The sequence below is a fragment of the Devosia sp. genome (assembly GCF_048261455.1).
Lineage (GTDB): Bacteria > Pseudomonadota > Alphaproteobacteria > Rhizobiales > Devosiaceae > Devosia_A.
The window spans coordinates 1-13,330 of the sequence record NZ_JBLXGA010000036.1 but is presented as its reverse complement, the minus strand read 5'-3'; the positions used below and the strand labels follow the sequence as shown (position 1 = coordinate 13,330).

Annotated in this window: 13 protein-coding genes and 1 pseudogene; 4 read left to right on the top strand and 10 right to left on the bottom strand. The window is 68.6% G+C overall.

The genetic code is table 11. The annotated features are described in order from the left end of the window. From ACN0TK_RS18450 to ACN0TK_RS18440, 3 genes and pseudogenes are all read right to left on the bottom strand, one after another. Window positions 1-181 (bottom strand): annotated as a pseudogene (locus tag ACN0TK_RS18450) (hypothetical protein); the annotation flags it as partial. Continuing rightward, on the bottom strand, window positions 181-1,632 hold the full coding sequence (locus ACN0TK_RS18445; protein ID WP_417311010.1) for a cobyric acid synthase: 1,452 nt from the start codon (window positions 1,630-1,632) through the stop codon (window positions 181-183). The gene ACN0TK_RS18445 and the pseudogene ACN0TK_RS18450, both read right to left, overlap by 1 nt. A gap of 52 nt (window positions 1,633-1,684) precedes the next feature. After that, entirely contained in the window at window positions 1,685-2,971 is a 1,287-nt protein-coding gene (locus tag ACN0TK_RS18440) for a cobyrinate a,c-diamide synthase (RefSeq protein ID WP_417311009.1), read from the bottom strand. Window positions 2,972-3,020: 49 nt separating this feature from the next. Here ACN0TK_RS18440 and ACN0TK_RS18435 point away from each other — a divergent pair, with 49 nt between their 5' ends. Together ACN0TK_RS18435 and ACN0TK_RS18430 are read left to right on the top strand one after the other, a co-directional pair. Continuing rightward, window positions 3,021-4,124 carry a cobalt-precorrin-5B (C(1))-methyltransferase gene (locus ACN0TK_RS18435; RefSeq protein WP_417311008.1) on the top strand — a complete coding sequence of 368 codons (1,104 nt, stop codon included), beginning with the start codon at window positions 3,021-3,023 and terminating at the stop codon, window positions 4,122-4,124. Continuing rightward, window positions 4,121-4,846: a cobalt-precorrin-6A reductase gene (locus ACN0TK_RS18430; RefSeq protein WP_417311007.1), complete on the top strand. Its 726-nt coding sequence runs from the start codon at window positions 4,121-4,123 to the stop codon at window positions 4,844-4,846. Before ACN0TK_RS18435 ends, ACN0TK_RS18430 begins: the two co-directional genes overlap by 4 nt. A gap of 12 nt (window positions 4,847-4,858) precedes the next feature. Here ACN0TK_RS18430 and cobM read toward each other — a convergent pair whose 3' ends face one another. From cobM to ACN0TK_RS18400, 6 genes are read right to left on the bottom strand one after another with little or no spacing between them, the layout of a single operon-like run. After that, a complete protein-coding gene (cobM, locus tag ACN0TK_RS18425; protein ID WP_417311006.1) occupies window positions 4,859-5,635 on the bottom strand; it encodes a precorrin-4 C(11)-methyltransferase in 777 nt (258 codons plus the stop codon). Further along, the gene (locus tag ACN0TK_RS18420) at window positions 5,632-7,416 is read right to left on the bottom strand and encodes a cobalamin biosynthesis protein (RefSeq protein ID WP_417311005.1); all 1,785 of its coding nucleotides are present in this window, start codon (window positions 7,414-7,416) and stop codon (window positions 5,632-5,634) included. Before ACN0TK_RS18420 ends, cobM begins: the two co-directional genes overlap by 4 nt. Before the next feature lie 7 nt (window positions 7,417-7,423). Continuing rightward, on the bottom strand, window positions 7,424-8,146 hold the full coding sequence (cobI, locus tag ACN0TK_RS18415; RefSeq protein WP_417311004.1) for a precorrin-2 C(20)-methyltransferase: 723 nt from the start codon (window positions 8,144-8,146) through the stop codon (window positions 7,424-7,426). Beyond that, entirely contained in the window at window positions 8,143-9,498 is a 1,356-nt protein-coding gene (gene cbiE / locus ACN0TK_RS18410; RefSeq protein WP_417311003.1) for a precorrin-6y C5,15-methyltransferase (decarboxylating) subunit CbiE, read from the bottom strand. Before cbiE ends, cobI begins: the two co-directional genes overlap by 4 nt. Next, a complete protein-coding gene (locus ACN0TK_RS18405) occupies window positions 9,495-10,124 on the bottom strand; it encodes a precorrin-8X methylmutase (protein WP_417311002.1) in 630 nt (209 codons plus the stop codon). Before ACN0TK_RS18405 ends, cbiE begins: the two co-directional genes overlap by 4 nt. A gap of 2 nt (window positions 10,125-10,126) precedes the next feature. After that, complete coding sequence (locus tag ACN0TK_RS18400; RefSeq protein WP_417311001.1) at window positions 10,127-11,353, bottom strand: sirohydrochlorin chelatase; 1,227 nt, start codon at window positions 11,351-11,353, stop codon at window positions 10,127-10,129. Window positions 11,354-11,680: 327 nt separating this feature from the next. Here ACN0TK_RS18400 and ACN0TK_RS18395 point away from each other — a divergent pair, with 327 nt between their 5' ends. Continuing rightward, complete coding sequence (locus tag ACN0TK_RS18395; RefSeq protein WP_417311000.1) at window positions 11,681-12,583, top strand: cation diffusion facilitator family transporter; 903 nt, start codon at window positions 11,681-11,683, stop codon at window positions 12,581-12,583. A gap of 16 nt (window positions 12,584-12,599) precedes the next feature. On the opposite strand, the gene ACN0TK_RS18390 is transcribed toward ACN0TK_RS18395, so the two are convergent. Continuing rightward, window positions 12,600-13,019, bottom strand: a complete 420-nt coding sequence (locus ACN0TK_RS18390; protein ID WP_417310999.1) for a MerR family transcriptional regulator — start codon at window positions 13,017-13,019, stop codon at window positions 12,600-12,602. Between the two features lie 70 nt (window positions 13,020-13,089). Between ACN0TK_RS18390 and ACN0TK_RS18385 the strand changes: the two genes are divergently transcribed. After that, window positions 13,090-13,330: cation transporter (locus ACN0TK_RS18385; RefSeq protein ID WP_417310998.1), on the top strand; the 241-nt coding region annotated here is incomplete at its 3' end.

Sequence of the window (13,330 nt, the reverse complement as noted above, 5' to 3'; positions counted from 1 at the left end):
CCAGCGGCGCATAGCCGCCATAGATCGCGTTGAGCGTCGGCCCCAGCACCAGAAAGCCACTGCCGATGATCGAGGCGAGCGGCGTGATGGTCGCCTGCCAGCCCTTGAACCGCGCAAGTTTCGGCTGCGCCAGCGCAATGGCCAGCACCAGGCTGACGGCGATGATGGCGATATCGAGCATCAGAGGGCCAGAGCGAGCAGCGCGTCGAGATCGAGATGGCGCTCGAGATGGGCGGCAAGCGCGTCGAGGGTCGTGTCGATCTCGGTTTCATAGGCAAGGGTGGAGCCGGTCGCGGCGGCGCCGATGAATCCGTGGCGGAAGCCGTCGGCGGCGAACAGCCCGTGCAGATAGGTGCCCGTCACCCGGCCATCGGCACTGGTGGCGCCTTCGGGCACGCCGGCGATATGGGCGAAGGGCCGCGCCGTATCAGGACCTTCACTCACCCCCATATGCATGTGGTAGCCGGCGAGCGGCTGGCCGGTCAGGGTCGCCGTCGCGGCTTCGAGGCGCAGCTGCTTTTTCGGGGCAAGCACAGTGTCGACGGCGAGCATCCCTAGTCCCGGGCTGGTGCCCGGCGGGCCTTCGATGCCATCGGGATCGGCAATGGTTCGCCCCAGCATCTGATAGCCGCCGCAGATGCCCAGCACCCGGCCACCCTGGCGGTGATGGGCCAGAATGTCGACGTCCCAGCCCTCGTGGCGGAGCGCCGCGAGATCGGCGCGGGTCGCCTTGGAGCCGGGGATGATGATGAGATCGGCCGGCGGCAACGGATTGCCGGGCGTGACGATCTCCAGGCTGACGCCGGGTTCGAGCCGCAGCGGGTCGAGATCGTCGAAGTTCGAGATGCGCGGCAGGCGCGGCACGACGATGCTGAAAGGCCCCTGCCCGCGCGCCTCGACGGCTTCGAGCGCCAGCACGTCCTCGGCCGGCAGTTTCGCTGCCGCCCCGAACCACGGCACCGGGCCGAGACAGGGCAATCCGGTGCGCTCGGCGATGAAGCTGCGGCCATCCTCGAACAGCGCCGGATCGCCCTGGAACTTGTTGACCAGCGTCGCCGCGATCAGCGCCGCGTCGTCCGGATCGATGACCGCCAAAGTGCCGACGAGGCTGGCGATGACGCCGCCGCGCTGGATATCGCCGATCAGCACCACCGGCGCTGTAATGGCACGGGCAAAGCCGAAATTGGCGATGTCGCCGCGGCGCAGATTGACCTCAGAGGCGCTGCCGGCGCCTTCGACAAGGATGTAATCGGCGCGCTCGGCGAGTTCGGCATGCGCCGCAACGACCTCGGGCAGCAGTTCGCCGCGCCGCCGCCAGTAGTCGCGCGCCGGCATGGAGCCGATGCGCTGGCCGCGGACGATCACCTGCGCGCCGCTCTCGTGCTCGGGCTTCAGCAGCACCGGGTTCATGGCGGTGACGGGCTCGCGGCGGCAGGCGCGTGCCTGCAGCGCCTGGGCGCGGCCGATCTCGCCGCCATCGGCGGTGACGGCAGCATTGTTGGACATGTTCTGCGGCTTGAACGGCGCCACGGCATGGCCGCGATTGGCGAGCGCGCGGCAGAGCCCCGCAACCAGCAGCGACTTGCCGACGTCGGAACCCGTGCCCATGAACATGAGGGACTTTGCGGTCATGGGGCTGTTCTAGCGGGGTTCGGCGGCGGCGCGAAGGGGGAGATGGCGGCGCTCACGCGACATCGATGATGTGGGCATAGCTCCCCATGACGCGGCCGGCGACGAGCCCCATGTCCGGCTGCGCCTCGCCCCGCGCATCCGTCGCCGTGAACAGCGGCGTGCCATGCAGCCGCCGCGCCGAGGAATAGTGGAACTCATGGCCGTTGAGCCGCGCCGGAAAGGGCAGCGGGCTCTTGTGGGTCAGGTGGCGATAGCCAAGCAGGCGGCGGGGCCGATCGATGCGGGTTTCATGCGGCAAAAGGCCCACCATCGGCCAGGAGGCGCCCGCCGCATCGGTCAAGGTTTCGCCCATCACCATGAAGCCCCCGCACTCGCCATAGATCAGCGCATCGCGGGCCGCTGCGGCGCGGAGGCCGTTGGCGAAAACCTCGGCGGCGGCGAGGCGCGGTGCATGGAGTTCCGGGTAGCCACCGGGGAGGAAGACCGCGTCGGCACTCGCCTCGGGCGCCTCGTCGGCCAGCGGCGAGAAAAAGCTCAGTTCGGCGCCGGCGCGGCGCCAATCCTCGAGCAGATGCGGATAGAGAAAGGCGAAAGCGTCGTCGCGGGCGATGGCGATGCGCTGGCCGAGCGGCGGCAGGCCGGGGGCGCCATACGCCACCGTCGCCAGTGGCCTTGCAAGGGCACGCAGGGCGTCGAGATCGACATAATCGGTGATCGCCTCGCTCGCGGCGGCCAGAATGGCATCGAAGCGGGCGATCTCGTCGGGCAGGACCAGACCGAGATGGCGCCCGGGCATGGCGAGCGTGTCGCGGCGCGGAATGACACCGAGCAGTGGAATATCGAGCGGCGCAAGGGCGGCGCGCAGCATCTGCTCATGCCGGGTCGAGGCGGCACGATTGACAATCAGCCCCGCGACTTCGAGACCCGGGCGGAAGCTCATGAAGCCATGGGCGAGGGCCGCGATCGACTGGCTCTGGCGCTCGGCATCAAGCACCAGAATCACCGGCAGGCCGAGGGTCTGCGCCAGATCGGCGGTCGAGCCGGTGCCGTCGGCGGCGCCATCGAACAGGCCCATGACGCCTTCGACGACCAGCAGATCGGCGGCAGCGGCATGCGTCGCCGCGAGCCCGGTCAGCCGCGCAGCGGACATGGCCCAGGGGTCGAGATTGATGGCAGGATGCCCGGCGGCGCGGGCAAGGATCGCGGTATCGATATAGTCGGGGCCGGTCTTGGCCGGGGCCACGCCGACGCCCTTGGCCGCCATCGCTGCGAGCAGGCCGAGCGTGAGGGTGGTCTTGCCGGAACCGGAGCGGGGAGCCGCGATGACAAAGCCGTTCATGCAACGCCGATCATGCAAAGCCGCGGGCGAGCGGATATAGAGCATGGTGATGGACGAGAGCAACCCACAGGACCGGAGCGAAGACCGCGCGTTGCGCCGCGGCTGGACGACGGGCGCCTGCGCCACCGCGGCGACCAAGGCGGCGCTCGGGGCGCTCTTGGGTGAGGGCTTTGCCGACCCGGTGACCATCACCCTGCCCGGCGGACAGACACCGGGCTTCGCGCTGGCGACGGAAACGCTGGGCGATGGCTTTGCCGAAGCCGGGATCATCAAGGACGCCGGCGACGATCCGGATGTGACGCATGGCGCGCTGGTCAAGGCGCGGATCGCGCGGGGCGCTCCGGGCAGCGGAGTGACCTTTCACGCCGGCGACGGCGTCGGCACGGTCACCAAGCCCGGCCTGCCGCTCGCCGTGGGCGAACCCGCAATCAACCCCGTGCCGCGCCAGATGATGCAGGCGGCGATTGCCGAACTCGCGGAACGGCACGGCGTCGCAGCGGATTTCTCCGTCACCATCTCGGTCGCCGATGGCGCAGCGCTCGCCGAAAAGACCTGGAATCCGCGGCTCGGGATCGTGGGCGGGCTCTCCATTCTGGGCACCACCGGCATCGTCGTCCCCTATTCGTGCTCGGCCTGGATCCACTCGATCCACCGTGGCATCGACGTCGCCCGGGCCATGGGCCTGACGCATGTCGTAGGGTCCACCGGCGATGCCAGCGAGCGCGCGGCGATGGCGCGCCTGGGGCTCGCCACCGAGGCCTATATCGATATGGGCGATTTCGTCGGCGGCATGCTGAAATATCTGAGGGCCCATCCGGTGCCGCAGGTCACCATCTCCGGCGGCTTCGGCAAGCTGAGCAAGCTGGCGCTGGGCCATATGGACCTGCACTCGGGCCGCTCCCAGGTGGACGTACAAAGTCTTGCAAACACTTTGAAAATGCTCGGGGCGCCCGCTAATGTCGTCACCGAAGCGCTTGGTGCCGGCAGCGCCAATGAAGTGCTGCTACTGGCCCAGCGCGCAAGCCTGCCACTGGCAGATGCGATTGCTGGCGCCTCGCGCGAGGCGGCGCAAGGCGTGGTGGGCGCTGCGGTGAGGGTTTCGGTGCTGGTTGTCGATCGCAGGGGTGCGATCATTGGGGAAGCGACGGGATGAAGATCCTGATCTTGGGGGGCACGGAGGACGCGCGGCAACTGGCCGAGCGGCTGGTGGCGATGGGCCACGCCGTCACCACGTCGCTTGCCGGGCGAACGAGCGAACCGCTGATGCCGGCCGGCGAGGTTCGGATCGGCGGCTTCGGCGGCGGCGAGGGCCTCGGCAAATTCGTCATCAAATCCGAGTTCGACCGATTGGTCGACGCCACGCATCCCTATGCCGAGGAGATGCACGCCAATGCGGTGCAGGCCGCGCAGATGGCCGGGCTGCGGCTCGTGCGGCTGGTCCGCCCCGAATGGACCGAGCCGCAATATGCGTTCTGGAAGCACTTCCCGACGGCCGAGGCGGCGGCCGCGGCGCTGCCCAAGGGCGCGCGGGCGTTCCTGACCGTCGGCCACCGCACGCTGGCGCCCTATCTGGCGCGCAAGGACTGCAGTTTCGTCGTGCGCTCGATAGAGCCGCCGGAAAAGCCGCTGCCGATCCACGCGACCTCGATCACCGGGCGGCCGCCCTTTTATCTCGGCGGCGAAACCGAGTTGCTGGAAAGCCAGGGCATCACGCATCTGGTGAGCAAGAATTCGGGCGGCGCGCAGACCGAGGCCAAGCTGCAAGCGGCGCACCAGCTCGGCCTGCCGGTGTTCATGATCGACCGCCCGGTCCTGCCACCGGCGCATGACGTGCCGACCATCGGTCAGGCCATCGCGGCGCTGCGGCTGGTCTGAGCGCCCCGCCGCTCAGGCGCGCTTTTTCTTTTTCCCCGCATTGCGCAGCACATGCGCATAGGCCGGATCATAGAGCGAGGAATCGCGGAAGCGGGTTTCGCCGAAGACGTGACCGACAAGGATCAGCGCGGTGCGGGTGATCTTGTGCTCGCGCACCTCGGCCCGCATTCCGGCGAGCGTCGTGATGATGATCTGCTCGTCCGGCCAGGTGGCGCGATAGACGACGACCACCGGGCAATCGGCGCCGTAGTAGGGCGTCAGAGCCGTTTCGACATAGCTGAGGTTGCGGATCGACAGGTGAATGCACAGCGTCGCCCGCGACTGGCCGAGGACTTCCAGTGTCTCGTGCTCTGGCATGGCCGAGGCCTTGCCCGCGGTGCGGGTGAGGATGATGGTCTGGCTGATTTCCGGCAGGGTCAGCTCAGTCGCGACGCGGGCCGCTGCCCCGGCGAAGGACGGCACGCCGGGCACCACCTCATAGGGAATGCCGACCGCGTCGAGCCGGCGCATCTGTTCGGCGACGGCCCCGTAGATCGAGGGATCGCCGGAATGCACGCGCGCCACATCTTTGCCTTCGGCATGGGCTTTGTTGATTTCGTCCATGATCTCGTCGAGGTGCATCGGTGCCGTGTCGCGCACCAGTGCATCGGCGGGTGCGGAGGCGACGATTTCCTCGGGGACCAGCGAGCCGGCGAACAGGCAGACCGGGCAGCGCTCGATCAGGCGCTGGCCACGCAGGGTGATGAGATCGGCGGCGCCGGGCCCGGCACCAATGAAATAGACCGTCATGCGGCAGGCTCCGTGGCGAGGGCGCTGGCCTTTTTCTCATAGCCGCGCGGGGTATAGGCGCGCGGCCCGTTCGGCCCGGCAAAGACCCGCGAGGTGCTGGCGCCGATCAGCACGATGGTCAGCATGTCGACCTCGGCCGGATCGAAGTCGGAGAGCTGGATCACCCGCACCTGTTGCGCCGGACGGCCGAGGCTCGAGGCGATGATCACCGGTGTCGTCGGCGGGCGGTGGGCGGTGAACAGGTCGCGCGCGGCATCCAGCAGATCAATCCGGCGGCGCGAGCGCGGGTTGTAGAAGGCCGTGACGAAGTCGGCTTTCGCCGCGCCTTCGAGGCGTTTGAGGATATCCTCGCGCGGGGTCAGCAGATCGCTGAGGGAAATGCAGCAGAAGTCGTGGCCGATCAGCGCCCCGGCCGCCGCCGAGGCGGCCTGGAAGGCGGAGACGCCGGGATGCACCTCGAGATTGACCCGGCGGGCAGCGTCGGAGAGCGCCCGGGGACCGTCGGCGTCGAGCAGTTCGCAGGCGAGCGCCGCCATGGCGTAGATCTGCGCGTCGCCCGAACAGACCAGCGCCACCTCCCGGCCCTCGGCGGCGAGTTCCAGCGCGTGGCGCACCCGCGGCTCCTCGTCGCCCAGATCGAAGCGGTGCTCGATCTGGCTGGTGCGCAGGTCCGAAACGAGGTCGAGATAGAGCCCGTAGCCGACCCAGTCGCTGCTGGCGCGCAGCGCAGCAATGACGGCGCCGGTGCGGGTCGGCGCGTCACCGGGGCCGATGCCGACGAGGTGCAGGCGCCCCGGGGCGCGTCCGAACTGTTCGACGGCGAGCGGCTTGGCCGCGCGGCCGATGGCGCAGGTGGCGCGCGGCGACTTGCGCTTGCCGGCGGCCAGCGGCCCGGCCTTCAGCGCCGCCGCCTCGGCCACCGCCGGGGTGCCGATGGTGCGCTCGACATATTCGGAGGGGTGCTTCAGCCGGGCGCGTTCTTCCGCCAGCTCGGCGGCGGAGAAGAGGCGGAGCGGCACGCCGAAATGACTGGCGGCGGCCAGCAGCGCCGGCTCGTCGCCCTTGATGTCGACACTGGCCAGCGCCGCGAGGCTCTGCCGGGCAAGGCCCGCTTCGGCGAGGCTCGCTTCGACCAGCGCGATGACTTCGGCGGCGTCGGCGCCCCGCTCGCAGCCGACACCGGCCACGAGGGTCTTCGGATGGTAGAGCAGTGCACTGCTCGGCGCCGCGGCGCGATCGCTGACAATGATCGGCACCGCGCCATCGGCGGCGAGCGGATAGCCCGCTTCCGCCAGCCAGGGTGCATCACCGTCCAGCGCGATCGCCGCGCCCTTGAGCAGCGCCATCATGGCGGGGCGCGCCGCCTCGGGATTGGCGAGGACCCAGCCGTGCGGCGGCTCGTCCAGCGCGCGGGCGAACTGCGTTTCCGACGCGGTGGTGATCGCGGCATGGCCATCCAGCGCCGCCGCCAGTTGGCGGGCCAGCGCATTGGCGCCATGATGGCCACCGAGCAGCGGCACGACCGACGCCCCATCGAGCGAGACGGCGAGCACCGGCGGCTCGTCGCGCTTGTCGGCCAGCGCCGGCGCGAGAAGCCTTACGAGAATGCCGGCGGCGCAGACGCCGATGATCGGCCGGCCCTCGGCAAACAGCCGGGCGAGCGTCGGGCCCGCGTCGGCGCCCTCGGGACCGCAGGTGATCAACTCACCTCCAAGGGCCGCGGCGGCGCGCGCGGCGGTCGGCTGGCCGGCGCCGGAAATGACGATGATTGCAGGGGTCATGCGGACCTCATGGCTGCCAGGGCTCGGCGCCCGCAGGGCAGAGCAGCAGCGAGAAATAGGGTTTGGCGCCGGCGCCGGCTGCGCGCAGCGGCACGATGCGCTGGTCGGGCGCGCCGATCCGTTCGAGCAGATGGGTGCGCGGCGCCCGGCCGGTGCGTTCGAACAGGGCCGCAAGACGATCGAAATGCCGGCCGACCTTGAGTACGGCGACGGCGCCCGGCGCGGCAAGGCGCGGCTCCAGCACGGCGTCGTCGGCGGTGCCGGTGAGCACGGTGAGGCTGTCGTCGCGCGCTACCAAGGGCAGCGGCACGGCCGCAGCACCCGCCAGCATCGAGGTGATGCCGGGAACGACGCGGACGTCGAAGCGGTCGCGCAGTTCGGCGCCGAGATAGATGGCGCTGCCGTAAAACAGCGGGTCGCCTTCACACAGAAAGGCCACGTCGCGCCCGGCGGCAAGGTGATCCGCCAAAGTCGCCGCGGCGCCCGAATAGGCCGCCTCCTTGCTGGCGAAACCGCCCGCTTCGGTGCGCGCCGTCATGTCGATGCCAACGGGTTCGAGCTTTGCCTCGGCGCTGACATGAGCGCGGGCAATATCGAGCGCCATGGTGGCGCCGCTTTCGGTACGTGGGAAGGCGACGACCGGCGCCGCGCCGATGGTGCGCGCAGCCTTCAGCGTCAGCAGCTCAGGATCGCCGGGGCCGACCCCGACGAGAAACAGGGTGCCGGTCATCCGTTTTGCGCAACGCCGTGCAGCGCCTTGGTGACATCCCACTGGGTCACCGCCATGCGGGGGCGCAGGGCGCGATGCTGGCCGATCTGGTCGAGCACCGACACCTCGATGCGCGCCAGTTCGCCGCCCAGCCGCTGGTGGCGTTCGTAAAGCGCCTGCTCGCCTTCGACGGTCACGGCATTGGCGACCAGACGGCCGCCCGGCTTCAGCGCCTGCCAGCAGGCATCGAAGACGTCGTCGTCATCGACGGCGCCGCCCAGGAACACCGCATCGGGCGGAATACGTCCCTCGAGCGTCTCGGGCAGTTCGCCGGGAACGATCTCCAGCCCCGGCACCCCGAGCGCCGCGGCATTGCTGGCGATCGTTTGCAGCCGGCCATTGTGCTTTTCGAAGGCCACGGCCTTGGCGTCGCGCATGGCCCGCATCCATTCGATGCCGACCGAGCCGCTGCCGGCCCCGACATCCCACAGCAGCGCGCCGGGAAACGGCGCCAGCTTGGCGAGTGTCGCGGCGCGCACCTCGCGCTTGGTCAGCTGCCCATCGGAGGTGAAGGCATCATCGGGCAGGCCCGGCAGCGGCGGCAGCATGGGGGCCGAGACCTCGGGCACGCAATCGATGCCCAGCACGTAGAAATCGCCGATGCGCTCGGAGAGGAAATCGGCGGCTTGGCCGGTGGTGATGCGCTCGGACGGGCTACCGAGGTTTTCGAGCGCCGTCAGGTAGCTGTAGCCATATCCGCGATCAACCAGCAGCTCGATCACCAGATCGATGGTGGTGCGATCGCTGGTCAGCGCCAGAATGCGGTTGGATGGCATCAGATGCGGATGCAGCAGCTCGACCGGGCGGCCATGCAAAGACAGCGTGGTGATCGACTGCAGCGGCCAGCGCAGTCGCGCGGCGGCGAGCTGGAAGGCGCTGGGATAGGGGTGCACGGCGAATTCGGTCGCCATCAGATGGCGGGCCAGCGTGGCGCCGATGCCGAACCACATGGGATCGCCGGAGGCGAGGATGGCGGTGGGCGTGTCGCGCCGCTCCAGCACCTGCTCGATCATCGCCTCGAGCGGCGATTCCCATTCGATCAGCGCGCGCACGTCGCCGCCGGTCGCTGGCGCCACCGGTTCGGGGCCCTCGCCGGCCAGGGCGCGGGCGATGGCGTCGAAACCTGCCGCCGAAACGACATCGGGATTGAGAGGCGTGGTGCGCTGGCGCGGGCGTACCATGGGTTCGATTTCGGCAATGAAGCGCGCCGGACCGAGCACGGTCGTCGCCTCTGCCAGCTTGTCGCGCAGCACAGCCGGCAGCTGGTGCACGCCACCTTCTCCGACGCCGATGATGTGGAGCCAGGCACTCATGCACGCACTCCCTTGGCGATGGCGTTGAACGCCGCGCTGGCGATGGCCGAGCCACCGCGCCGACCGCGCACCGTCACGAAAGGAATAGGCAGACCGATCGAGGCGAGCAAGGCCTTGGATTCGGCTGCCCCCACGAAACCGACCGGCGCGGCGATGATCGCCGCCGGCTGCGGGCCCTTGGCCTCGAGCAGTTCGAGCAGGTGGAACAGCGCCGTCGGCGCATTGCCGATGACGACGACGGCGCCGGCAAGCCTGGGCCGCCACAGCTCGACCGCGGCGGCCGAGCGGGTGGTACCGAGCAGTTTTGCCAGCTCCGCCACGTTGGGCGCGTTGAGCGTCACCACGGTTTCGACACCGTCGGGCAGTTCGCGGGCAATGATGCCCGAACGCACCATTTCACAATCGCACAGCACAGGCGCACCGGCCTTGAGCGCCGCGCGCGTTGCCGCGACCACGCCAGCCTCGCCTTCGATATCGTCAACCAGATCGACCATGCCACAGGCATGGATCATGCGGATGGCGACATCGTGGAGCTCGGGCGGCAGGCGCGACAGATCGGCCTCGGCCCGGATGGTGGCGAAGCTTTCTTCGTAGATCAGGGCCGGATCGCGCAGGTATCCGGGCAAGGTCAGCTCTTGCGCTCGGCGCGGGCCAGACGGCCCGGCACCTTGGGCAGCGTCACCGGGCCCAGCGGGTGGTCGGCATGCGGATAGGGATGGTGATGATGATCGTCGCCATGGGCATGGTCATGCGCATGATCGTGATCATGGGGATGGTCGTGGTCATGATCATGCCCGTGATGGTGGTGGTGATGATCGTGACCGTGGTCGTGGCTGTGCGCCGGCTCGTCGGCCGGGGCGTGGCTGTGGATCGGCGTCCAAGGCAGACCATGTTTCTTGCAGAAGGCCTCGTCGCGGCACGAGCTGTCGCAATCGCCGCCGCAGGGGCAGTTTTCCAGCCCGCCGCCGATGCCCTCGACGTGGTGATGGTGACTCTCCTGCGCCATGCCGACTTCGGCCTCGAAGCCCAGCACCTGCTCGCGATATTTGCACAGCGCGCAGTTCATCAGGTTCTCGCCGACGAGGATCTCGCGCACCCGGTCGATGAAGGTGTCGATCACCATCGGGTGGTCATTGAGATAGGAGGCGTCGAGGAATTCGATCGAGGGGTATTTGACCCGCGCCTCGGCGACCGCGTCGCGGATGCGGTTCACCAGCACGCCGGTAAACAGGAAATAGGGGAAGACGACGACGCGGCGATAGCCCATGCGGGCGACGTGATCGAGCGCCGGTGCGACCAGCGGGAAGGTGACGCCGGAATAGGCGACCTCGCCCCAGCCAAAGCCCATGCCTTCCCACAGCATGCGCATGACCTTGGCGACGTTGGAATTGGCGTCGGGGTCCGAAGCGCCGCGGCCGACGACGACGAGCAGCGTCTCGCTGCGCGGCACATCCGGCGACGCGGCATCGACGGCCGCCGCGATGCGATCGCCGGCGGCGCGCAGCATCTTCAGGTCGACGCCGAGTTCGCGGCCATAGGTGATGGTCAGCCCGGGATGCGCGGCGGCATAGGTGTTGAGCACCGAGGGGATGTCGTTCTTGGCATGGCCGGCGGCGAACAGCATGCCCGGCACGGCCAGCACGCGGGTAACGCCCTGCTCACGCAGCTTGTCGAGCCCGTGGTGCAGCACCGGGTTGGCGAATTCGAGATAGCCATATTCGACCGGAACGCCCGGCAGGCGCTCGCGCAGCCGCTCGCTCAGCACGGCGAATTCGCCGACGGCGCGCTGGTTGCGGCTGCCATGGCCACACAACATGATGCCGGTACCGTCCGGCAGGATGGGAAGTTCTGTCATTCTCGCCTCTCGGTCAGTCTCGAAAGGCAGAGTTCGCAAAGACCTGTCCAGCAGCTCTGGGATTGGTCCCCGATTTGGGTCGACCGCACCAGACGTGACTTTCAGTCCCTTGGGGAACGCTGCGCTGTGTCCGGCTTGTAGTGAGGGGGCCATGCGGGGTCAAACGATTCCGGCCGGTCGGTGGGTGCGACAGAGAGCGCGCGGCAGCCACAGCGAAGCTGTCTTTCCAATGACAACGAAGCGCAGTCCACAGTCCGGAACGCTTCTGAAAATCACTTGCAAACACATTGATTGCCAGCGCCGACCGGCTCCGCTATTGCGCCGAAGATGAACAGCACGCCCCCCTCCCTCGCCGTCAAAGTCGCCGCCGGCAGTCTGGTGGTGGGTCTGCTCGTTCTGGCGCTGAAGGCATTTGCCGCCTGGGCCACCGGCTCGATCGCGCTGTTTTCGGACGCGCTCGAAAGCGTGGTGAATGTGGTGACGGCGCTGGTGGCGCTGACGGCCGTGCGGCTGGCCGCCAAGCCGGCCGATGCGAGCCTGCCCTATGGCTATCACAAGGCCGAGTATTTCTCGGCCGTGGTCATCGGGGTGTTCATTGCCGTCGCGGCGTTGATGATCTTTCGCGAGGCGTGGCTGGGGTTCTTCAATCCCCGCGATCTGCGGCTCGATCCGCTGGGTCTGACGGTCAGCGTCATCGCCACGGCGCTCAACGCGTTCTGGGCCTTCTGGCTGGTGCGCGTGGGCCGCACCGAGCGCTCGCCGGCCCTTGCCGCCGACGGCCGGCACCTGTTCACCGACGTGGTCTCGACACTGGGCGTTCTCGCCGGTGTCGTCCTCGCAGCGCTGAGCGGCTGGGCGCAGCTCGACGCGATCCTCGCGGCCCTTGTCGGCCTTACGATCCTGTGGTCGGGCTGGGGGCTGATCCGCCAGAGCGTTGTCGGCCTCATGGATGTGGCGCTGAAGCCCGAAGTGCTTGACCGGGTCCGCACCATCATCGCCGAGAATGCCGAAGGGGCGATCGAAGCGCATGACATCCGCACCCGGCAGGCCGGCCGCATCAGCTTCATCGATTTTCACCTGGTGGTGCCGGGCACGATGAGCGTCGAGGCCGCGCATGAGATCTGCGATCAGATCGAAGGCAAGCTGCGCGAAGCGGTGAGCGAGGCGCAGATCACCATTCACGTCGAGCCGGAAAACAAGGCGAAACACTCCGGTATTGTCGTCGTCTGAGCGTCGACGCTACGGCTCAGTGCGCTCCGGCGCATTCCTCATGATCGGACAGCACCTCGACCACGCGGCATTCCCCCACGGTGCCGTGGTGGGTATGGCTGAGCATGCCGGCAAGTTCGGCGCGCAGCCGCGTCAGGCGCTCGATGCGGGTATCGACGTCCGCCAGCCGCGCCTCGACCAGCGCGTCGAGCTCGGCGCAGGGCGCCTCCCGCTCGGTGCTGATATCCAGCATGGCGCGCAACTGCGGCATGGGAAAGCCCATCTCGCGGGCATGGGCGATGAAGCGCAGCCGCTCCAGCGCCGCAGCATCATAGCGCCGCTGCCCGCCTTGTGTGCGCCCCGGCTCGGGCAGGATGCCGATGCTCTCATAATAGCGGATGGTCGGCACCTTGACCCCGGTCTGGGTGGCCAGCTGGCCGATCGAATAATCCTGCATGGCTCTTGAACCTCTAGTCGCTAGAGGGATTATGTGGTGGGCCCAACGGAGTTTGCCAAGGAGAAAACCGATGGGCGACGGGCATCAGCATGCCGAGACCTTCGAGGGGCTGAACGACACCTACAAGCGGCGGCTGATCATCGTCATGGTGGTCAATATCGTCATGTTCGTCGTCGAAATGACCGCGGGTCAGCTCAGCGGCAGCCAGGCGCTGAAGGCCGATGCGCTGGATTTCGCGGCCGACGGCGCGACCTATGCGCTGAGCTTCTGGGCCATCGGCAAAGCCCCTGGCACCCGCGCCGGCGCCGCCA

Excerpts from the sequence above, each read along its gene's own strand:
- cbiE (WP_417311003.1), bottom strand. The coding sequence starts at position 9,498 with ATGAGTGCCTGGCTCCACATCATCGGCGTCGGAGAAGGTGGCGTGCAC.
- ACN0TK_RS18400 (WP_417311001.1), bottom strand. The coding sequence starts at position 11,353 with ATGACAGAACTTCCCATCCTGCCGGACGGTACCGGCATCATGTTGTGT.
- ACN0TK_RS18445 (WP_417311010.1), bottom strand. The coding sequence starts at position 1,632 with ATGACCGCAAAGTCCCTCATGTTCATGGGCACGGGTTCCGACGTCGGC.
- ACN0TK_RS18395 (WP_417311000.1), top strand. The coding sequence starts at position 11,681 with ATGAACAGCACGCCCCCCTCCCTCGCCGTCAAAGTCGCCGCCGGCAGT.
- cobM (WP_417311006.1), bottom strand. The coding sequence starts at position 5,635 with ATGACGGTCTATTTCATTGGTGCCGGGCCCGGCGCCGCCGATCTCATC.
- ACN0TK_RS18420 (WP_417311005.1), bottom strand. The coding sequence starts at position 7,416 with ATGACCCCTGCAATCATCGTCATTTCCGGCGCCGGCCAGCCGACCGCC.
- ACN0TK_RS18435 (WP_417311008.1), top strand. The coding sequence starts at position 3,021 with ATGGACGAGAGCAACCCACAGGACCGGAGCGAAGACCGCGCGTTGCGC.
- ACN0TK_RS18390 (WP_417310999.1), bottom strand. The coding sequence starts at position 13,019 with ATGCAGGATTATTCGATCGGCCAGCTGGCCACCCAGACCGGGGTCAAG.
- ACN0TK_RS18430 (WP_417311007.1), top strand. The coding sequence starts at position 4,121 with ATGAAGATCCTGATCTTGGGGGGCACGGAGGACGCGCGGCAACTGGCC.
- cobI (WP_417311004.1), bottom strand. The coding sequence starts at position 8,146 with ATGACCGGCACCCTGTTTCTCGTCGGGGTCGGCCCCGGCGATCCTGAG.
- ACN0TK_RS18440 (WP_417311009.1), bottom strand. The coding sequence starts at position 2,971 with ATGAACGGCTTTGTCATCGCGGCTCCCCGCTCCGGTTCCGGCAAGACC.